The organism is Flavobacterium antarcticum DSM 19726 (assembly GCF_000419685.1).
Taxonomy (GTDB): domain Bacteria; phylum Bacteroidota; class Bacteroidia; order Flavobacteriales; family Flavobacteriaceae; genus Flavobacterium; species Flavobacterium antarcticum.
Genome location: NZ_ATTM01000001.1, coordinates 321,167 through 338,724 on the forward strand (window position 1 = coordinate 321,167; position 17,558 = coordinate 338,724).

Here is a 17,558-nt window from a genome sequence, read left to right on the forward strand (position 1 = left end):
CCTTCAATCTTTAAATCTTTTAGTCTTTCTATCCTTCCTCAAAATGGCGTATATTTGACCTCCATAAATAAACTATGATTACCCAAGCCACCATTGATACCGTTTTTGAAACTGCTCGAGTAGAAGAGGTCATTGGCGATTTTGTACAATTAAAAAGAGCCGGAAGTAATTTCAAAGGATTGAGTCCGTTTTCAAGTGAGCGTTCTCCTTCGTTTATGGTGTCACCGGTAAAGCAAATTTGGAAAGATTTCAGTTCGGGAAAAGGGGGGAATTCCGTTGCTTTCTTAATGGAACATGAACATTTTACGTATCCAGAAGCAATCCGATATTTGGCCAAAAAGTACAACATCGAAATCGAGGAAACCGAACAATCCGATGAACAAAAAGCAACGGTAGATTTTCGCGAAAGTTTATTTTTGGTATCTGAATTTGCCCAAAAATATTTCAACCACACTCTTTTAGAAACCGACGAAGGAAAAGCAATTGGACTTTCTTACTTTAAAGAACGCGGTTTCACCATGGAAACCATCAAACGTTTTGGACTCGGATATTCGCCACAAGCTTGGGATGCGTTTTCAAAGGAAGCGTTGGGAAAAGGATATAAATTAGAATTTCTAGAAGGAAGCGGACTCACAATCGTCAAGGAAGATAAAAATTTATTAGACCGCTTTCGAGCTAGAGTGATGTTTCCGATTCAAAGTATGTCGGGACGAACGCTTGGTTTTGGAGGGCGGATTCTAACAAATGATAAAAAAGCAGCTAAGTACCTGAATTCGCCGGAAAGCGAATTGTACCATAAAAGCAAAGTTTTGTACGGTATTTTCCATGCCAAACAAGCCATTGCAAAACAGAATAATTGTTATTTAGTGGAAGGTTATACGGATGTAATTCAGTTTCATCAAACCGGAATTGAAAACACAGTGGCCTCTTCAGGAACGGCATTATCACCAGATCAAATCCGATTAATCAATCGTTTGACCAAGAATATCACCGTTCTTTTTGACGGAGATGCCGCCGGACTTCGAGCGTCACTTCGCGGAATTGATTTGATTCTTGAAGAAGGAATGAACGTCAAAGTATGTAGTTTTCCAGACGGAGAAGATCCAGATAGTTTTGCCCGAAAATATAATTTTGAACAAGTAACGGAATATTTAGAAGCCAATTCTAAAGATTTCATTCAGTTCAAAGCATCGCTTCTGATGGAAGATGCAAAGCACGACCCAGTCAAAAAAGCCGATTTGATTCGGGAAATTGTGGTGAGTATTTCTAAAGTGCCGGATCGAATTCAAAGAGAGATTTATGTTCAGGAATGTTCGCGAATCATGGATATTTCAGAACAAGTTTTGGTAAGTACGCTTGCTCAATTGATTCAAAAAGACACAATTGAAGCAGGAAAAAAATTAAAGAACGACCAGCAAAAGCCACTGGAAGTAGTTAAGGATTCTTCTTCGGTAAGCAGCACTCAGAAGATCGATGTTCAAAACGAAATTGAACGAAAAATTATTGAAATACTATTGCTGTACGGAAACGTGGAGGAGGAATTTGAGGACGTACTTTTACGCAATAATGAAGAAGGAGAAATAGAGCAATACACTGAAAAACGCAATTATAAAGTGTTTGACCGTATTTATTTAAGTTTGCAAGAAGATGAGGTGGAATTGGCAAACCCACTATTTCTAGACATCTACAATAACATCATGACTTTTTTCCGTCAAAATGAAACGTTCAATACGGAACATTATTTGAACCAACTTCCACAAGAATTGGCTCAAGAAGTGACGGATGTACTGATGGAAGATGAAAAAGTGACTTTACACAAATGGGAAGGACAGAACATTATCGTCAAAGAAAAATCGCACACGATCAGTCAATATGTAACGGAAACCATTCTCACGTTACGATGGTTTCTTGTGGATAAAATTATTGAAGAATTAAAAAAAGAAATCTCGTCAGCATCCGATGCTGATAATTCAGAAACGCTGTCGATGGTGATGGATTATTACAAGTTGATAGGTTCTTTTTCGTCTAAGTTAGGACGAGTGATGTCACGCTACCACATTTAGTTAAACGATTTCTAGAGTCTTTGCCTTATTTACGAGGTCAATTAAGTTGGTGACGTGCAGCTTATTGAGCAAACGCAACTTATACGTACTAATCGTCTTTTCGTTGAGATTTAATAACTCTGAGATCTCATTGTTTTTCTTACCACTGATCAAATACCGCAAAACTTCTGACTCTCGTGATGACAATTTCCGATACATCCGCTCGTTGTTTAAGTAGGAAGATGTTAATGCGTTTTTGTGTACGCCATCGCTAAAAGCAGTTTTGCCATCTGCTATTTTTAAAATTCCCGCTTCAAGATCTTCCAGTGGTGCTTTTTTAGAAATAAATCCTGCAGCTCCTGCTTTGAGAGAAGTAAGACCAAAGAGTTTTTCCGTCGCACACGTATAAATTAAAAGTTTTGTATCAAGATTGTTCTGTATCACTTTTTTTAATGCACTGATACTATGCAAACCTTCTAATTCAATATCAATTATTAAGATTTTGACTTTGTTTTGATGCAGTGATTCCTCAATATCCTTGAGGTGATATACAGTATCACTAATGGAGATTTTTGAATGGTTTTTAAAAAAGCATGAAATTCCGTGCATTACCACAGGCTGATTATCAGCGATACTAATCTTTATCATAATAAATAGTTTTGATGGGTATTATGATTTGGGTAGGTAAAGCTAATAAAAAAAAATATAGTTTGCTAAATAAATGTTAAAAAGTTAATCAATTCTTAAGTTTTTAATTTCACATATTGGAATTGCATTTACTTTATGCTTATTGATTCGATTTAACCGTTTGTAAATTTTGAACACCTCTAAATTGCGTCCTTCAAAATCCAGTTCTGTTTTTCCCTTTTCATCGGCTAACATGGCAGTTTCTAACTCATCATATGAAGCGCCAAGTTGGTCTTCATCCGTTCGATCATCACCAAAAAGGCCATCTGTTGGAGCGGCATTTTGTATCGATCGGGGAATATTTAAAAATGTTCCCAATTGGTATACTTCACTTTTCATCAAGTCTGCAATGGGACTCAAATCAACACCACCGTCGCCATATTTTGTAAAGAAACCAACACCGAAATCCTCCACTTTATTTCCTGTTCCAGCCACTAGTAATCCATCGATTCCTGCAAAATAGTACAAAGTTGTCATTCGCAATCGCGCTCTAGAATTGGCTAGAGCCAAATTATATTTGACTAAATTAGCACTTTTTGGAACTGCATTTTTAAAAATGTCAAAAGTTTGTGTCAAATCAACTTCTACATTTGAAACATTCGGGAATTTATTTTTTAAAAAATCAATATGTTCGCGTCCACGGCTGATTTGTTTTGCGTCTTGATGAATTGGCATTTCCACGCATAAAAGTTTTAAACCCGTTTGAGCACAAAGCGTCGAAGTAACGGCAGAATCGACACCACCTGAAATCCCAATCACAAAACCATTTGCTTTTGCATTTTCAGCGTAGGTTTTTAACCAATTTACAATTTGATTATTTACTTTTTCAATGTCAATTTTATTCTTTTTTTGCATTTCATTTATGGTTTTTGAACAACAAGCGGTGTATATTTGCAACTCAAATTAATTAGCGCTAAAATTATAAAAAAAGGACGCATTTCAAACTATGTATTCTGTTTTTTAAGGAGCTATTTCCAGCTATCCGTTGCAATCTTTATTTTTTTAAAGAAAAAAAATAAAGGATTTACACTGTTATCTGGGCTAAAAAGAAAATGTACAAATGAAGAAAATACTGTTGCTTTTTACTTTTATTGTTTTGATTTCATCCTGTAAAGAACAATCAGAAACGGAAAAGAAAATTGAGGAAATTCCTGTTTCGTTAAAAGTTGCACGTTTTGATAAATTATTTTTTGAAACGCCACCACAAGATTTAAACAAATTAAAATCTGCGTATCCCGAATTCTTTCCACAAGGAGTGCCAGATTCGGTGTGGACCAATAAAATGAATAATGCAATGTGGAAGGATTTGTACAAAGAAGTACAAAAAAAGTACGGTGATTTCGAGATACAAAAAACAGAGATTGAAGCAGTTTTCAAACATGCCAAATATTATTTTCCGAATACACGATTGCCCGAAATCGTAACGGTGATTAGCGAAATGGATTACAATAATAAGGTGATCTACACGGGAAATTATTTGTTGATTTCATTAGAACTCTATTTGGGTCAAGAACATGAGTTTTACAAAAGTGAATTTCCAGCGTACATCCGACAAAATTTTGAGTCGTCTCAAATAATTCCGGATGTGGTTGCGGCATTGTCAAACAATCAAATTCCAGAAGATCCAAACAAAAATCTTTTGTCTCAAATGATTTTTGAAGGAAAACAATTGTACATCAAGGATTTATTGATCCCGGACTATTCAGATGCGGATAAAATGGGATATACACCGGAACAAATTCAGTGGTGTCAAGAAAACGAAAGCTACATGTGGCGCTATTTTATTGACGAAAGTTTGCTGTACGACACCGATCCTAAATTAGCAAACCGATTTATTCACCGAGCGCCTTTTTCTAAATTTTATTTGGAAATTGACAATGAATCTCCAGGCCGAGTAGGTGCTTGGTTGGGATGGCAAATTGTACGTGCTTACGCTGAAAACAATAAAGTGGATGTCAAAGAACTTTTGACAATGGACGCCACCACAATTTTTAATAATTCAAAATACAAACCAAAGAAGTAGTGTTCAGTTTTTAGTGTTCAGTTTTCAAATTGATTAAACGAACAGTAATTTTCAAAAACGAGAGGTTTGTCGATAAAGTAAATTTTTATCTCAAACTTTAAACCTTAAACCTTAAACAAAAAGAAATGACTTCAGAAATAAAATTCTTAATTGATTTAGATGAAAATCGCGTACCTGAAAAACTGCAATGGTCTGCCGAAGACGGCGGTGTAAACCAGCAAGAAGCAAAAGCAATTATGCTTTCCATTTGGGACAGTAAAGCACAGGAAACATTGCGAATTGACTTATGGACGAAAGAAATGCCTGTTGATGAAATGAAAAAGTTTTTTCATCAGACATTAGTGGCGATGTCAGATACGTTTCAACGAGCAACGGACGACCAGCAGATGACGGATACCATGAAAGATTTCTGTGAATATTTTGCAGAGAAAATGGATTTAGTGAAATAAAAAAAGAGGTCGAAAGACCTCTTTTTTTATACTATTTAAAATTGGATTCTGAAGGTAGAAACAACGCATAATAAATTACATAAAGCCATCCAAAAATCCCGTGAATAATTGCTAATAGCAAACTTTTGTTTCGAGACCATGAAATAACTACCGCTAAAACAGTTCCGAAACTAACACCGGTTTTAATGATTTCGACAGAAGAATTTTCATTGTTAGCGAAACTATAGGTGCTTAAAAATACAAATACGAAAGTTAGAAGTGTTTTTTGCATTGTTTTAGTCAGTTAGTTTATAATAAATTATTCTTAAACAAATCATCGTTAATCGCTCCAATATATTCTAAAACCGATTCTTTTCCTAATCCGTCCGTTGCAGAAGTGACAAAGTATTGCGGCATTTCTTCCCAATTATTGGCATACATTTGTTTGGTGTAAGCGGCAATATGCGAGTCAATTTTTGTTTTACTGATTTTATCTGCTTTTGTAAAAATAATACAGAACGGAATTTCACTTTCTCCCATATAACTCATAAACTCAATGTCGATATTTTGAGCTTCATGGCGAATGTCAATTAGTACAAATGCACAAACCAACTGCTGACGTGTTTCAAAATAATCCGTGATGAACTGTTGGAAAACTGATTTTGTTTTCTTTGAAACTTTCGCATAACCGTATCCCGGTAAATCTACTAAAAACCAATTGTTATTGATTTTAAAATGATTAATCAACTGCGTTTTCCCAGGACGTCCAGAAGTTTTAGCCAAATTTTTATGGTTGGTCAACATATTAATCAATGAAGATTTTCCCACATTTGACCGTCCTATAAATGCATATTCTGGAATTGGTTCTTTTGGACATTTGTCGACTTCAGAATTACTGATGATAAATTCGGCGGTATTGATTTTCATTATAAATGGATTTGGGGCAAAGTTAGTTAAAAAAAAGAACCACTATTTAAAGTTTTTTCTTCAAATAGTGGTTTTTATAGAAAGGTATATCTGTTATAAATTGACTTTTTTAAGCCAAGTATACATGATTTCGTTAAATTCATCGGGTTGTTCCATCATGGCTGCGTGACCACATTTGTCAATCCAGTGCAAGGAAGAATTGGGTAAAAGTTTGTCAAATTCCAACGCCACTTCTGGAGGGGTTACTTTGTCGTCTTTTCCCCAAATGATGCAAGTTGGAACGTGCATTTTTGGTAAATCTTTCGCCATATTATGACGGATTGCACTTTTAGCAATGGTCAATGTTTTAATCAATTTGATTCGGTCATTGGCCATTTGGTAAACTTCGTCCACAATTTCTTTAGTAGCAATTTTAGGATCATAAAAAACCGCTTCTGCTTTCTTTTGAATGTAATCATAATCGCCACGACGCGGATAACTGTCTCCCATCGCGCTTTCATAAAGACCTGAACTTCCCGTAATTACAAGGCCAAGCATTTTTTCTGGATACATTTTAGTGTGGTACAGAGCGATGTGTCCACCAAGTGAATTTCCCAATAAAATCACACGATCAAAACCTTTAAAAGTGATGAAATCTTTCACGTATTTGGCGAAAGCCTTCACATTTGTTTTTAGAATACTTTGCGTATAAATGGGTAATTCTGGAATGACTACTTTATATCCTTTTGCTGGAAAAAAATCGGCAACACCATCAAAGTTACTCAATCCACCCATTAACCCATGCAGAATAATGATCGGAATTCCTTCACCTGATTCGAAATATTTGTAACGTCCTTCTTTCTTTAATTCGTGTTCCATGCTAAATATTTGGGCCAATTTCCTCGAAAAGTCGAGACGACAAATATAGGATTTATTCAAACAATATCATTTTTTGAAAAATAATTTTTAACAAAAGTTTTGTCACAAGCTAAAAACATTTTTTTAAAATAGGGTAATTGAAATGGTTATAAATTAAGAAAACGCTTTGGAGTTTTTGACTATCAAATCATTGTCAATTTTACAATTTGAACCGTGAATTTACCGCTTTGATTATTGAATGCTTCGATATCAGTACAAATCGTTAATAGATCTATAATTTTTTCTTAATATTCACAAAATCAACAATTAAGATTTGAAAGTAGTAAGTGGTAAAACTTATCAACAAAGTGGTAAAAAGTGGTAAGATGTGGTAAAATTTTTTATATTTTTGCTTCTTATTAAACAAACAAATGTTGAATTCAATAATCGGGACATACGAATGTAAAGTGGACGCCAAAGGACGTTTGCTTTTGCCATCGCCTTTAAAAAAGCAGTTGAATGCTTCTTTACAGGACGGTTTCGTATTGAAACGCTCGGTTTTTGACAAGTGTTTGGAATTGTGGCCGATGTCAGAGTGGAATTTAATGATGTTGAAAATCGACAAGTTGAATCGTTTCAATAAAAAGAACAACGACTTCATCCGAAAGTTTATGGCGGGAGTCAAAATTATCGAGATTGATGATTTAGGTCGTTTGCTAATTCCGAAAGATTTAGTGGTTTTTGGTTCAATTCAAAAAGACATTGTGCTTTCCTCGAAAGTAAACATCGTCGAAATTTGGGATAAAGAGTTGTACGAAGCAGCAATTGGAGGAGATGATGTTGATTTTGCTGATTTGGCTGAAGAAGTAATGGGAAATTTAAATGAAGATGGAAATGGAATATCATAATCCAGTTTTGCTGAAGGAAACGGTGGATGGTTTAAATATAAAGCCGGATGGCATTTATGTGGACGTCACTTTTGGTGGCGGCGGACATTCAAAAGAAATTTTGAGTCGATTAGGACCAAACGGAAAGTTGTTTGCTTTTGACCAAGACGAAGATGCTTTAGCAAATGCGTTGCCGGACGAAAGATTTGAATTGATAAATGAAAATTTCAGATTCATCAAACGTTTTTTGAGATTCCATAACGTGCGTCAAGTTGACGGAATTTTAGCTGATTTAGGGGTTTCATCACATCAGTTTGATGTAGCAGAACGCGGTTTTTCGACTCGTTTTGATGCCGAATTAGACATGCGAATGAGTCAGAAAAATGATTTAAGCGCTTTTAAAGTGGTAAATGAATACGACGAAGCAAATTTGCGTCGTGTATTTCTTGATTACGGTGAATTAAAAAATGCGCCTGCAATTGCAAGGACAATTTTGGAATATAGAGAAAATGAGGAAATCAGAAACACGGAACAGTTGAAACATGTTTTGGGAAGATTTCTTCCGGTTCATAAAAGCCACAAGATTTTGGCACAAATGTACCAAGCTATTCGAATTGAAGTGAATCAAGAAATGGATGTTTTGAAAGAATTTTTAGAACAATCGTTAGAGGTTTTAGCTCCAGAAGGTCGATTAAGTGTGATTTCGTATCATTCTTTAGAAGACCGTTTGGTAAAGAGATTTATGAAAAACGGAATGTTTGATGGCGAACCTGAAAAGGATTTCTTCGGAAACTTTACGGTTCCTTTTAAAACGATTGGGAAATTAATTGTTCCAAGTGCAGATGAAATTTACCACAACAATCGTGCTCGAAGCGCCAAGTTGCGTATTGCAGAAAAAAGATAGAACGAATGAAAGGTGGAATCTATAATGTTTTAAAAGCACGATTTTTAGTCGATGAAGATGCTAATCGGAATTGGGGTTTCATTCTTTTCGTGATTCTTTTAGCCATTATAATGATTGCAAATACGAATAATTACGAGCGAAAAATTTTCAGAATAAAAGCATTAGAAGGCGAAGTAAAAGAATTAAGATCTGAATTTGTAGACCGCCGTTCGGAATTAATGGAGTTGAAATTAGAGTCGACCATCGAAAGAAAAATGATTGAAAAGGAGATCAAACCCTCATCGGTTCCTCCAGTAAAAATAAAAGTAAAAGCACCAGAACAAAAGAAAAATTTCGTTCAAAAATTATGGCAATAGAAGATAAAAGTATTTCCTATCGAATTTACCTCTTTGCAATTGTGGTAGTCATTTTTGTGATTGCAATTGTGGTAAAACTCACTAATATACAGTGGGTAGAAGGCGACTATTATCGAAAATTAGCTAAAGAGCGTTCCGTTAAAAACTTTGTTATACCTGCAAATAAAGGAAATATCTATTCGTCAGACGGCAGTTTATTGGCAACGTCTATTCCAAATTACCGAATTCGTTTTGATGCTTTGGCACCAAGCGATGCTAATTTTAATTCAAATATTAACGCATTAGCAGATTCATTATCTGTTTTGCTTGGTAAACCCAGTAATCAATATCGAACAAGTTTAACAAGAGCTCGAACTTTAAAAAACAGGTACTTTCTAGTCGCTCGTGATTTGAGTTACACTAATTATATTCGAATCAAAAATTTTCCGCTGTTCAAATTAGGAGCTTATAAAGGTGGAATCATTGTGGAACAGGAAACGGTTCGTGAACATCCAATTGGTAAAATTGCCGAGCGAACTATTGGCTACGAACGAGTTGATCACAATGGGAATACGAGAATTGCAGGAATTGAAGGCGCTTTTTCAGATTATTTAAATGGAAAAGACGGTAAAATCCTGAAGCAACGAATCGCAAAAGGTCAATGGAAACCTTTGCGCGACAATAATGAAATCGAACCACAAGATGGGTATGATATTGTATCTACAATTGATGTTTACATTCAAGATATTGCCCATCATGCTTTGTTGAAGCAGTTGGAATATTACGAAGCAGATCATGGAAGTGTGGTTGTTATGGAATGCAATACAGGTGAAGTTAAAGCAATTGCAAACCTTGGAAGAGAAGCCAATGGAACGTATTACGAGAAATTAAATTATGCAATTGGCGAGTCGCAAGAACCTGGCTCTACTTTTAAGTTGATCGACTTGATTGCACTTTTAGATGATAAAAAAGCAGATACAAGTACGGTTTACGATACAAACGGTGGAGTAGTGGAATATTACCGAAGAAAAGTGCGTGATTCTCACAAAGGCGGATATGGTAAAATAAGTTTGGCCCGCGGTTTCGAAGTGTCATCGAATACAGTTATGGCACAAGCGATTCACAATAGTTATAAAGACAACCCTTCTCAATTTATTGACAGAATAAACAGTTACGGTTTTAATAAGCCTTTGGGATTGCCGATTGAAGGAGAAGGAATTCCAATTATTCCACAAGTAAAAGGTAAAAGTTGGTCAGGACTAACCTTGCCTTGGATGGCGTACGGATATGGCGTTTCAGTGACGCCAATGCAAATGTTAACACTGTATAATGCTGTTGCCAATGACGGAATTATGGTAAAACCCATTTTTGTCAAGGAAGTGAAGGAGTGGAATAAAACAATTAAGAAATTCAACACTGAAATTATCAACCCAAAGATTTGTTCTGATGAAGCACTTGCAAAAGTGAGAGCGGTATTAGAAAACACGGTAAAAAACGGAACGGGTAAAAAATTATACTCCAAAGATTTTTCGATGGCGGGAAAAACAGGGACGGCTCAAGTAAATTACGGAAAAGGAAAAGGGGTTGAAAGCGGAATGTACTATGCTTCTTCGTTTGCAGGTTATTTTCCCGCAGATCAGCCAAAATATTCTTGTATAATAATCATTCACAGACCGAGTAAATCTAAAGGGATTTACGGAGCTGATGTTGCAGGACCTGTATTTAAAAGAATAGCTCAGAAGATTTTTACCGATTCGCCTACTACGAATGAAGTTAAGAATTTAAAAAAGAAAGACGTAAAACAAGAAGCGAGTTACGACTCTTATTATACGTCAATGCAGAAAAAACAAGATGTAGTTCCAAATGTAAAAGGAATGACAGGCATGGATGCCGTTGCATTATTAGGGAATATGGGATTGCGTGTCAAAATTATTGGAGTGGGAAAAGTAAAAAATCAAAGTTTGCTTCCCGGAAATAAAATTGATAAAAACGCCCTCATCACATTAGAATTATCATGATGGTATTAAAAGATATATTATATAAAGTTGCGATAGAATCGGTTCATGGATCGACGGATGTATCTGTGGATAAAATCGAATTTGATTCACGAAAAGTGAGTCAAGACGATGTTTTTGTAGCCATTCGTGGAACGCTTTCTGACGGACATGCTTTTATTGAAAAAGCAGTCAGCCAAGGTGCGGTTGCGGTAGTTTGCGAAACTTTACCAGAAAAGATTACAGAAGGAATTACTTATATAGAAGTTGGAAATTCACATTCGGCATTGGCATTTATGGCGACTAATTTCTACGGAAATCCGTCTAAAAATTTAAAATTAGTTGGCGTTACAGGAACCAATGGAAAGACGACCGTTGCTTCTCTACTGTACCAACTTTTTACAAATGCAGGTTACAAAGTAGGTTTATTATCGACAGTGAAAATTATGGTGGGAGAAGTGGAGCATAAAGCGACGCATACCACGCCAGATTCATTGACGATTAACTTCTATTTGAAAGAAATGAACGAAGCGGGAGTTGAATTTTGCTTTATGGAAGTAAGTTCCCACGGAATTCATCAAAAACGAACGGAAGGATTGACCTTTGAAGGTGGCGTTTTTACAAATTTGTCGCACGATCATTTGGATTACCACCCAACGTTTAATGAATACCGCGATGTGAAGAAAGCTTTTTTTGATGGTTTGTCAAAAAACGCCTTTGCATTGACGAACATTGATGATAAAAATGGTTCGATAATGTTGCAAAATACGGCAGCTCGAAAAAGAACCTACGCTTTAAAAACGTATGCGGATTACAAAGCATTAATTCTTGAAAATCAAATTTCAGGCTTGTTGTTAAAAATTAATGGTGACGAACTTTGGACACGATTAATTGGAACGTTCAATGCTTATAACTTGTTGGCAATTTACGGAACTGCGATTGAATTGGGATTGGAGTCACTAGAAGTATTGCGATTGATGTCGGAGTTAAAAAGTGTTTCAGGACGGTTTCAGTTTATCGTTTCAGATACAAAAATCACGGCAATTGTGGATTATGCACATACGCCAGATGCTTTGGAAAATGTGTTGAAAACTATTAACGACATTCGGACAAAAAACGAGCAACTGATTACTGTGGTAGGATGTGGTGGAGATAGAGACAAAACCAAGCGACCTATTATGGCTCAAATTGCAACACAGTTGAGTGACAAAGTGATTTTGACTTCAGATAATCCAAGAACTGAAAATCCTGAAACGATTATTGAAGAAATGGAAAAAGGAGTGGAAGCTCAAAATTACAAAAAGTCAATATCGATTTCAGATAGAAAGCAAGCTATAAAAACGGCTTGCCAGTTGGCAAATGCTCAGGATATAATTCTGATTGCCGGAAAAGGACACGAAACGTATCAGGAAATTCAAGGCGTTCGACATGATTTTGACGATATGAAAATGGTAAAGGAATTTTTGCAAATGCTACAAAAATAAAAATATATGCTATACTATTTATTTGAATACTTAGACAAAAATTTCGACGTTCCGGGAACGGGTGTTTTTCAATACATCACATTTCGATCTGCACTTGCCGTGTTGTTATCGCTGTTGATTTCGACCGTTTTTGGTAAACGCATTATTGAATTTTTACGCAATCAACAAGTTGGTGAAACGGTTCGTGAATTGGGTTTAGCAGGACAAAATGAAAAAGCAGGAACGCCTACAATGGGTGGTTTAATAATTATTTTGGCAACGTTAGTTCCAGTGGTTTTACTGACGAAATTAGATAATATATACATTGTTTTGTTGATTGTGACCACGTTGTGGATGGGTACTATTGGCTTTGTAGATGATTACATCAAGATTTTCAAAAAAGACAAACAAGGTTTAAAAGGTGGTTTTAAAGTGATTGGTCAAGTTGGCTTGGGATTGGTGGTTGGTTCGGTTTTGTATTTCAATCCAGGAGTTACTGTTCGCGACGACGCAAATTCTAAAAAAGTTTCGGCTTATTCAATTGAACAAAATGTTTCTGAATTATCGCAAACTGATCTTGAGGAAAAGTCTACGGTAACGACCATTCCTTTTTTCAAAAATAACGAATTTGATTATGCTGAATTACTGGCGTGGACAGGTGATAATTACCGCGATTGGGCTTGGTTAATTTTTATTCCGGTCGTAATTTTTATCATTACCGCCGTTTCAAATGGTGCCAATTTAACGGATGGAATTGACGGTTTAGCCGCCGGAACATCAGCAATTTCAGTAACGGCATTAGGGATTTTCGCGTTCGTTTCAGGAAATATTATTTTATCTAATTATTTAAACATAATGTACATCCCAGATTCGGGAGAAATGACGGTTTTTATCGCTGCTTTTGTTGGAGCTTTGATCGGATTTCTATGGTACAATTCGTATCCAGCAGCTGTTTTTATGGGTGATACAGGAAGTTTGACGATTGGTGGAATCATCGCGGTTTTAGCAATTGCGGTTCGGAAGGAATTATTAATTCCACTTTTATGCGGAATTTTCTTGGTCGAAAACTTTTCAGTAGTACTGCAAGTCAGCTATTTTAAATATACCAAGAAACGTTTTGGCGAAGGCCGAAGAATATTTTTAATGTCGCCTTTGCACCATCATTATCAGAAAAAAGGATACCACGAAAGTAAGATTGTTACCCGTTTTTGGATTGTAGGAATTTTACTCGCTATTCTATCGATTGTAACACTAAAACTCCGATAAATGAAAAGATTAGTGATTTTAGGAGGAGGAGAAAGTGGTGTTGGAACGGCCATTTTAGGTAAGAAAAAGGGATACGAAGTATTTGTATCTGATTTTGGAAGTATCAAAGAAAATTATAAAGAAGTTCTTTCAATTAATGGTATAAAGTGGGAAGACAATCAGCATACAGAAGCGCTGATTTTGAATGCAGATTTAGTGATGAAAAGTCCGGGCATTCCAGAAAAAGCACCAATTGTTCAGACGCTTTTAGCGAAAGGAATTCCAGTGATTTCTGAAATTGAATTTGCCGCTGCTTTGACAGATGCAACCTTGATTGGGATTACAGGAAGTAACGGGAAGACAACTACCGTAATGTTGACGTATCATTTGCTCAAATCGGCGGGATTGAATGTTGGTTTAGGTGGAAATATCGGAAAGAGTTTTGCTTGGCAAGTAGCTGAAAATAACTTCGACGTCTACGTTTTAGAATTAAGTAGTTTCCAATTGGATGGGAGTTTTACATTCAATCCGCACATTGCAATTTTGACCAATTTGAGTCCGGATCATTTGGATCGATACGATTATAAATACGAAAATTACATTGATTCAAAGTTTAGAATCATACAAAATCAGACCGAAGACGATTATTTTATTTACGACGGTGACGATGAAATGATTCAGAAGTGGTTAGAAAACAATACAATTAAAGCACATAAAGTTCCTTTTTCGCTGACAAAACAAGTAAAAACTGGAGCATCAATACAAGACATAACAATGAAAATTAATATCGACAATAACGAATTTACAATGGACACAACACATTTAGCTTTAGAGGGAAAACACAATTTGAAGAACGCTATGGCGGCGGCTTCTGTGGCTCAATTGATGAAAATCAGAAAGCAGACGATTCGTGAAAGTTTGTCCAATTTTCAAGGTGTAGAGCATCGTTTGGAAAAGGTGTTGAAAATACAAAATGTGCAATACATCAACGATTCAAAAGCGACGAATGTGAATGCAACTTTTTTTGCATTAGACAGTGTCTCAAGTCCAACGGTGTGGATTGTTGGTGGTGTAGACAAAGGAAATGATTATTCTGAATTGATGGAATTGGTCAACGAAAAAGTGAAAGCAATCATCTGTTTAGGAGTGGACAATAAGAAAATTATCGATGCTTTTGGGTCAATTGTCGATATGATGGTGGAAGTTTCAACCATGAAAGATGCCGTGAAAACAGCACAGCACTTGACAGAAAAAGGCGACACTGTTTTGTTGTCTCCTGCTTGTGCAAGTTTTGATTTATTTGAAAATTACGAAGACAGAGGCCGTCAATTCAAACAAGCGGTTCAGAATTTATAAGAATACAGTTAGAAAAAAGAGGTATGAAAACGTTAATCAGTAATTTAAAAGGAGATAAAGGGATTTGGTCATTCGTGGCCTTATTGGCCTTGTTTTCGTTTATGCCTGTATTTAGCGCGAGTAGTAACTTGGCTTTTATGAACAACGGAACAGGGAATACCTTGAGTTATTTGATTAAGCACGCCGTTCATATTATCGTGGGATTCTTTTTTATTTATTACTTGCATAAGTTACCTTATCACTATTTTAGAGCGATTTCAAAAGTACTTTTGCCTGTAGTTTGGATTCTTTTGGCCTATACCATGTTTAAAGGAACGGTAATAGATGGAGCCAATGCAAGCCGGTGGATTCAAGTGCCTTTTGTAGGAATTACATTTCAAACTTCTACAGTTGCTGCAATTGTTTTGATGATTTACGTGGCTCGTTATTTAAGTAAAACACGCGAAACACCTGTAACTTTTAAAAATTCGATGTGGGAATTATGGACGCCGGTTGGAATTACGTTGATGTTAATTCTTCCTGCCAATTTTTCAACAGCAGCTTTGATCTTTTCAATGGTGATCTTATTGGTGTTCATCGGGAAATATCCTTTGAAGTACATTGGGACCGTGATTTTGATTGGAATTGTTTCTTTTTCTTTTTTCATTCTAGTGGTAAAAGCATTTCCAGGAGCGTTTCCGAATCGAGTAGATACGTGGATGAGTCGAATTGAAAATTTCACAACGGACAAACCAGATGAGGATGATTACCAAATTGAAAAAGCAAAAATAGCCATTGCAAGTGGTGGACTTTATGGTGTGGGACCAGGAAAGAGTGTACAAAAAAACTTTTTACCGCAATCATCTTCCGATTTTATCTTCGCTATTATTATTGAAGAATATGGTTTAATAGGCGGTTTAGGAGTGTTACTATTATACATGTTGCTGTTTTTTAGATTTATCATTGCAGCACACAAATGCAATTCAATGTTTGGGAAATTATTAGTCGTGGGATTGGGTTTCCCGATTATTTTTCAAGCCTTAATCAATATGGGAGTTGCGGTAGAATTGTTACCGGTAACGGGACAAACTTTGCCGTTAATCAGTAGTGGTGGAAGTTCGATCTGGATGACCAGTATTGCGATTGGAATCATTTTAAGTGTGACCAAAAAAGAAGAAGAAATCGCAATTGAATTGCAAGAAAAAGAACAACGCGAAATCGCTTTACAGAAATTAATTGACAAGCAATTGTTGGAAGATGAAGCGGAAGAATTGAACGTTGCGATGGTTGATGGTGAAAATTACGCAATTGAAGAGGTAGGAAATCCGATGGATGCTGTAAAATTTAAGTAAGAAAATGCAAAATTTAAAATTCATATTAAGTGGTGGCGGAACAGGAGGACATATCTATCCTGCTATTGCTATTGCCAATGAATTAAAATTCCGTTTTCCAGATGCCGATATTTTATTTGTTGGAGCAAGTAATAAAATGGAAATGCAAAAAGTACCGCAATCCGGTTTTCCAATAAAAGGATTATGGATTGCAGGAATTCAAAGAAAATTGACTTTTGACAATGCACTTTTCCCAATAAAATTATTAGATAGCTTGTTGAAATCTCGAACAATCATTCGTCATTTTAAACCAGATGTCGTGATTGGAACTGGTGGTTTTGCAAGCGGACCGTTGCTTCGTGTGGCAGGAATCGCAGGAATTCCAACGGTTTTGCAAGAGCAGAATTCATTTCCAGGAATTACCAATAAGTGGTTGAGCAAGAAAGCAAGTAAAATTTGTGTGGCTTATGAAAATTTAGAAAAGTTTTTTCCAAGAAATAAAATCGTTTTAACAGGAAATCCCGTTCGTCAAGATTTAGTGGATTTTAAACAAAAACGACAAGAAGGAATTGAATTTTTCAAATTAGATGCTACTAAAAAAACAATATTAGTTTTAGGCGGAAGTTTAGGAGCACGAAGAATCAACCAATTAATTGCAAAAGAATTATTCAATTTTAATTCTCAAAATGTGCAATTATTATGGCAATGCGGAAAATTGTATCAAGAGGAATATTCGCAGTTTAACGACGAACCAAATGTGCAAGTTTTGCCTTTTATCGACCGTATGGATTTAGCGTATGCTGCGGCAGATGTGATAATTTCAAGAGCAGGCGCTTCATCAGTTTCTGAATTGTGTTTGGTGGGAAAACCAACACTTTTCATTCCGTCGCCAAATGTGGCTGAAGACCATCAAACCAAGAATGCAAATGCAATTGTTGATAAAGAAGGTGCTTTATTGATTAAAGAAAGCGAATTAGATACCCAATTTACAAACACTATAAATTCGTTATTGAACGACGAAGAATTACAAAAAAAATTGTCTCAAAACATGTTGCAATTGGCAAAACCAAATGCGACAAAAGATATTGTAGATGAAATTGTAAAATTGATTAAGAAATAA

The 17,558-nt window shown here is 35.8% G+C and carries 17 protein-coding genes; 12 read left to right on the plus strand and 5 right to left on the minus strand.

The features are described 5' to 3' along the window. Window positions 1–74: 74 nt before the first annotated feature. Window positions 75–2,063: a DNA primase gene (gene dnaG / locus YWA_RS0101515; protein WP_022826730.1), complete on the plus strand. Its 1,989-nt coding sequence runs from the start codon at window positions 75–77 to the stop codon at window positions 2,061–2,063. Here the strand turns inward: dnaG and YWA_RS0101520 are convergent, their stop codons facing one another. Continuing rightward, complete coding sequence (locus YWA_RS0101520) at window positions 2,064–2,690, minus strand: response regulator transcription factor (RefSeq protein ID WP_022826731.1); 627 nt, start codon at window positions 2,688–2,690, stop codon at window positions 2,064–2,066. Between the two features lie 84 nt (window positions 2,691–2,774). Continuing rightward, complete coding sequence (nadE, locus tag YWA_RS0101525) at window positions 2,775–3,584, minus strand: NAD(+) synthase (RefSeq protein ID WP_022826732.1); 810 nt, start codon at window positions 3,582–3,584, stop codon at window positions 2,775–2,777. A gap of 205 nt (window positions 3,585–3,789) precedes the next feature. Between nadE and gldB the strand changes: the two genes are divergently transcribed. Together gldB and gldC are read left to right on the plus strand one after the other, a co-directional pair. Continuing rightward, window positions 3,790–4,752 (plus strand): gliding motility lipoprotein GldB, encoded by a 963-nt coding sequence (gene gldB, locus YWA_RS0101530; protein ID WP_022826733.1) that lies wholly within the window; start codon window positions 3,790–3,792, stop codon window positions 4,750–4,752. 125 nt (window positions 4,753–4,877) lie between these two features. Then, complete coding sequence (gene gldC / locus YWA_RS0101535) at window positions 4,878–5,201, plus strand: gliding motility protein GldC (protein WP_022826734.1); 324 nt, start codon at window positions 4,878–4,880, stop codon at window positions 5,199–5,201. Between the two features lie 31 nt (window positions 5,202–5,232). On the opposite strand, the gene YWA_RS0101540 is transcribed toward gldC, so the two are convergent. The 3 genes from YWA_RS0101540 to YWA_RS0101550 form a co-directional block, all read right to left on the minus strand. After that, entirely contained in the window at window positions 5,233–5,472 is a 240-nt protein-coding gene (locus YWA_RS0101540; RefSeq protein WP_022826735.1) for a hypothetical protein, read from the minus strand. A 17-nt stretch (window positions 5,473–5,489) separates the two neighbouring features. Then, the gene (gene yihA / locus YWA_RS0101545; RefSeq protein WP_022826736.1) at window positions 5,490–6,107 is read right to left on the minus strand and encodes a ribosome biogenesis GTP-binding protein YihA/YsxC; all 618 of its coding nucleotides are present in this window, start codon (window positions 6,105–6,107) and stop codon (window positions 5,490–5,492) included. Between the two features lie 93 nt (window positions 6,108–6,200). Then, window positions 6,201–6,965 carry an alpha/beta fold hydrolase gene (locus tag YWA_RS0101550; protein WP_022826737.1) on the minus strand — a complete coding sequence of 255 codons (765 nt, stop codon included), beginning with the start codon at window positions 6,963–6,965 and terminating at the stop codon, window positions 6,201–6,203. 413 nt (window positions 6,966–7,378) lie between these two features. Here YWA_RS0101550 and YWA_RS0101555 point away from each other — a divergent pair, with 413 nt between their 5' ends. Genes YWA_RS0101555 through murG form a run of 9 tightly spaced genes read left to right on the plus strand, consistent with a single transcriptional unit; the run spans window position 7,379 to window position 17,558 of the window. Then, window positions 7,379–7,852: a division/cell wall cluster transcriptional repressor MraZ gene (locus YWA_RS0101555; protein ID WP_026718504.1), complete on the plus strand. Its 474-nt coding sequence runs from the start codon at window positions 7,379–7,381 to the stop codon at window positions 7,850–7,852. Next, a complete protein-coding gene (gene rsmH, locus YWA_RS0101560; protein WP_022826739.1) occupies window positions 7,827–8,735 on the plus strand; it encodes a 16S rRNA (cytosine(1402)-N(4))-methyltransferase RsmH in 909 nt (302 codons plus the stop codon). Before YWA_RS0101555 ends, rsmH begins: the two co-directional genes overlap by 26 nt. Window positions 8,736–8,740: 5 nt before the next feature. Further along, complete coding sequence (locus YWA_RS0101565; RefSeq protein ID WP_022826740.1) at window positions 8,741–9,091, plus strand: FtsL-like putative cell division protein; 351 nt, start codon at window positions 8,741–8,743, stop codon at window positions 9,089–9,091. Continuing rightward, entirely contained in the window at window positions 9,082–11,088 is a 2,007-nt protein-coding gene (locus tag YWA_RS0101570) for a penicillin-binding protein (RefSeq protein ID WP_022826741.1), read from the plus strand. The genes YWA_RS0101565 and YWA_RS0101570 overlap by 10 nt, the downstream gene beginning before the upstream one ends. Continuing rightward, window positions 11,085–12,548 (plus strand): UDP-N-acetylmuramoyl-L-alanyl-D-glutamate--2,6-diaminopimelate ligase, encoded by a 1,464-nt coding sequence (locus tag YWA_RS0101575; RefSeq protein ID WP_022826742.1) that lies wholly within the window; start codon window positions 11,085–11,087, stop codon window positions 12,546–12,548. The genes YWA_RS0101570 and YWA_RS0101575 overlap by 4 nt, the downstream gene beginning before the upstream one ends. A 6-nt stretch (window positions 12,549–12,554) precedes the next feature. Further along, window positions 12,555–13,793 (plus strand): phospho-N-acetylmuramoyl-pentapeptide-transferase, encoded by a 1,239-nt coding sequence (gene mraY, locus YWA_RS0101580; protein ID WP_022826743.1) that lies wholly within the window; start codon window positions 12,555–12,557, stop codon window positions 13,791–13,793. Next, on the plus strand, window positions 13,794–15,128 hold the full coding sequence (gene murD / locus YWA_RS0101585; RefSeq protein ID WP_022826744.1) for a UDP-N-acetylmuramoyl-L-alanine--D-glutamate ligase: 1,335 nt from the start codon (window positions 13,794–13,796) through the stop codon (window positions 15,126–15,128). A 23-nt stretch (window positions 15,129–15,151) separates the two neighbouring features. Next, the gene (locus tag YWA_RS0101590) at window positions 15,152–16,459 is read left to right on the plus strand and encodes an FtsW/RodA/SpoVE family cell cycle protein (RefSeq protein WP_022826745.1); all 1,308 of its coding nucleotides are present in this window, start codon (window positions 15,152–15,154) and stop codon (window positions 16,457–16,459) included. A gap of 4 nt (window positions 16,460–16,463) precedes the next feature. Next, window positions 16,464–17,558: an undecaprenyldiphospho-muramoylpentapeptide beta-N-acetylglucosaminyltransferase gene (murG, locus tag YWA_RS0101595; protein ID WP_022826746.1), complete on the plus strand. Its 1,095-nt coding sequence runs from the start codon at window positions 16,464–16,466 to the stop codon at window positions 17,556–17,558.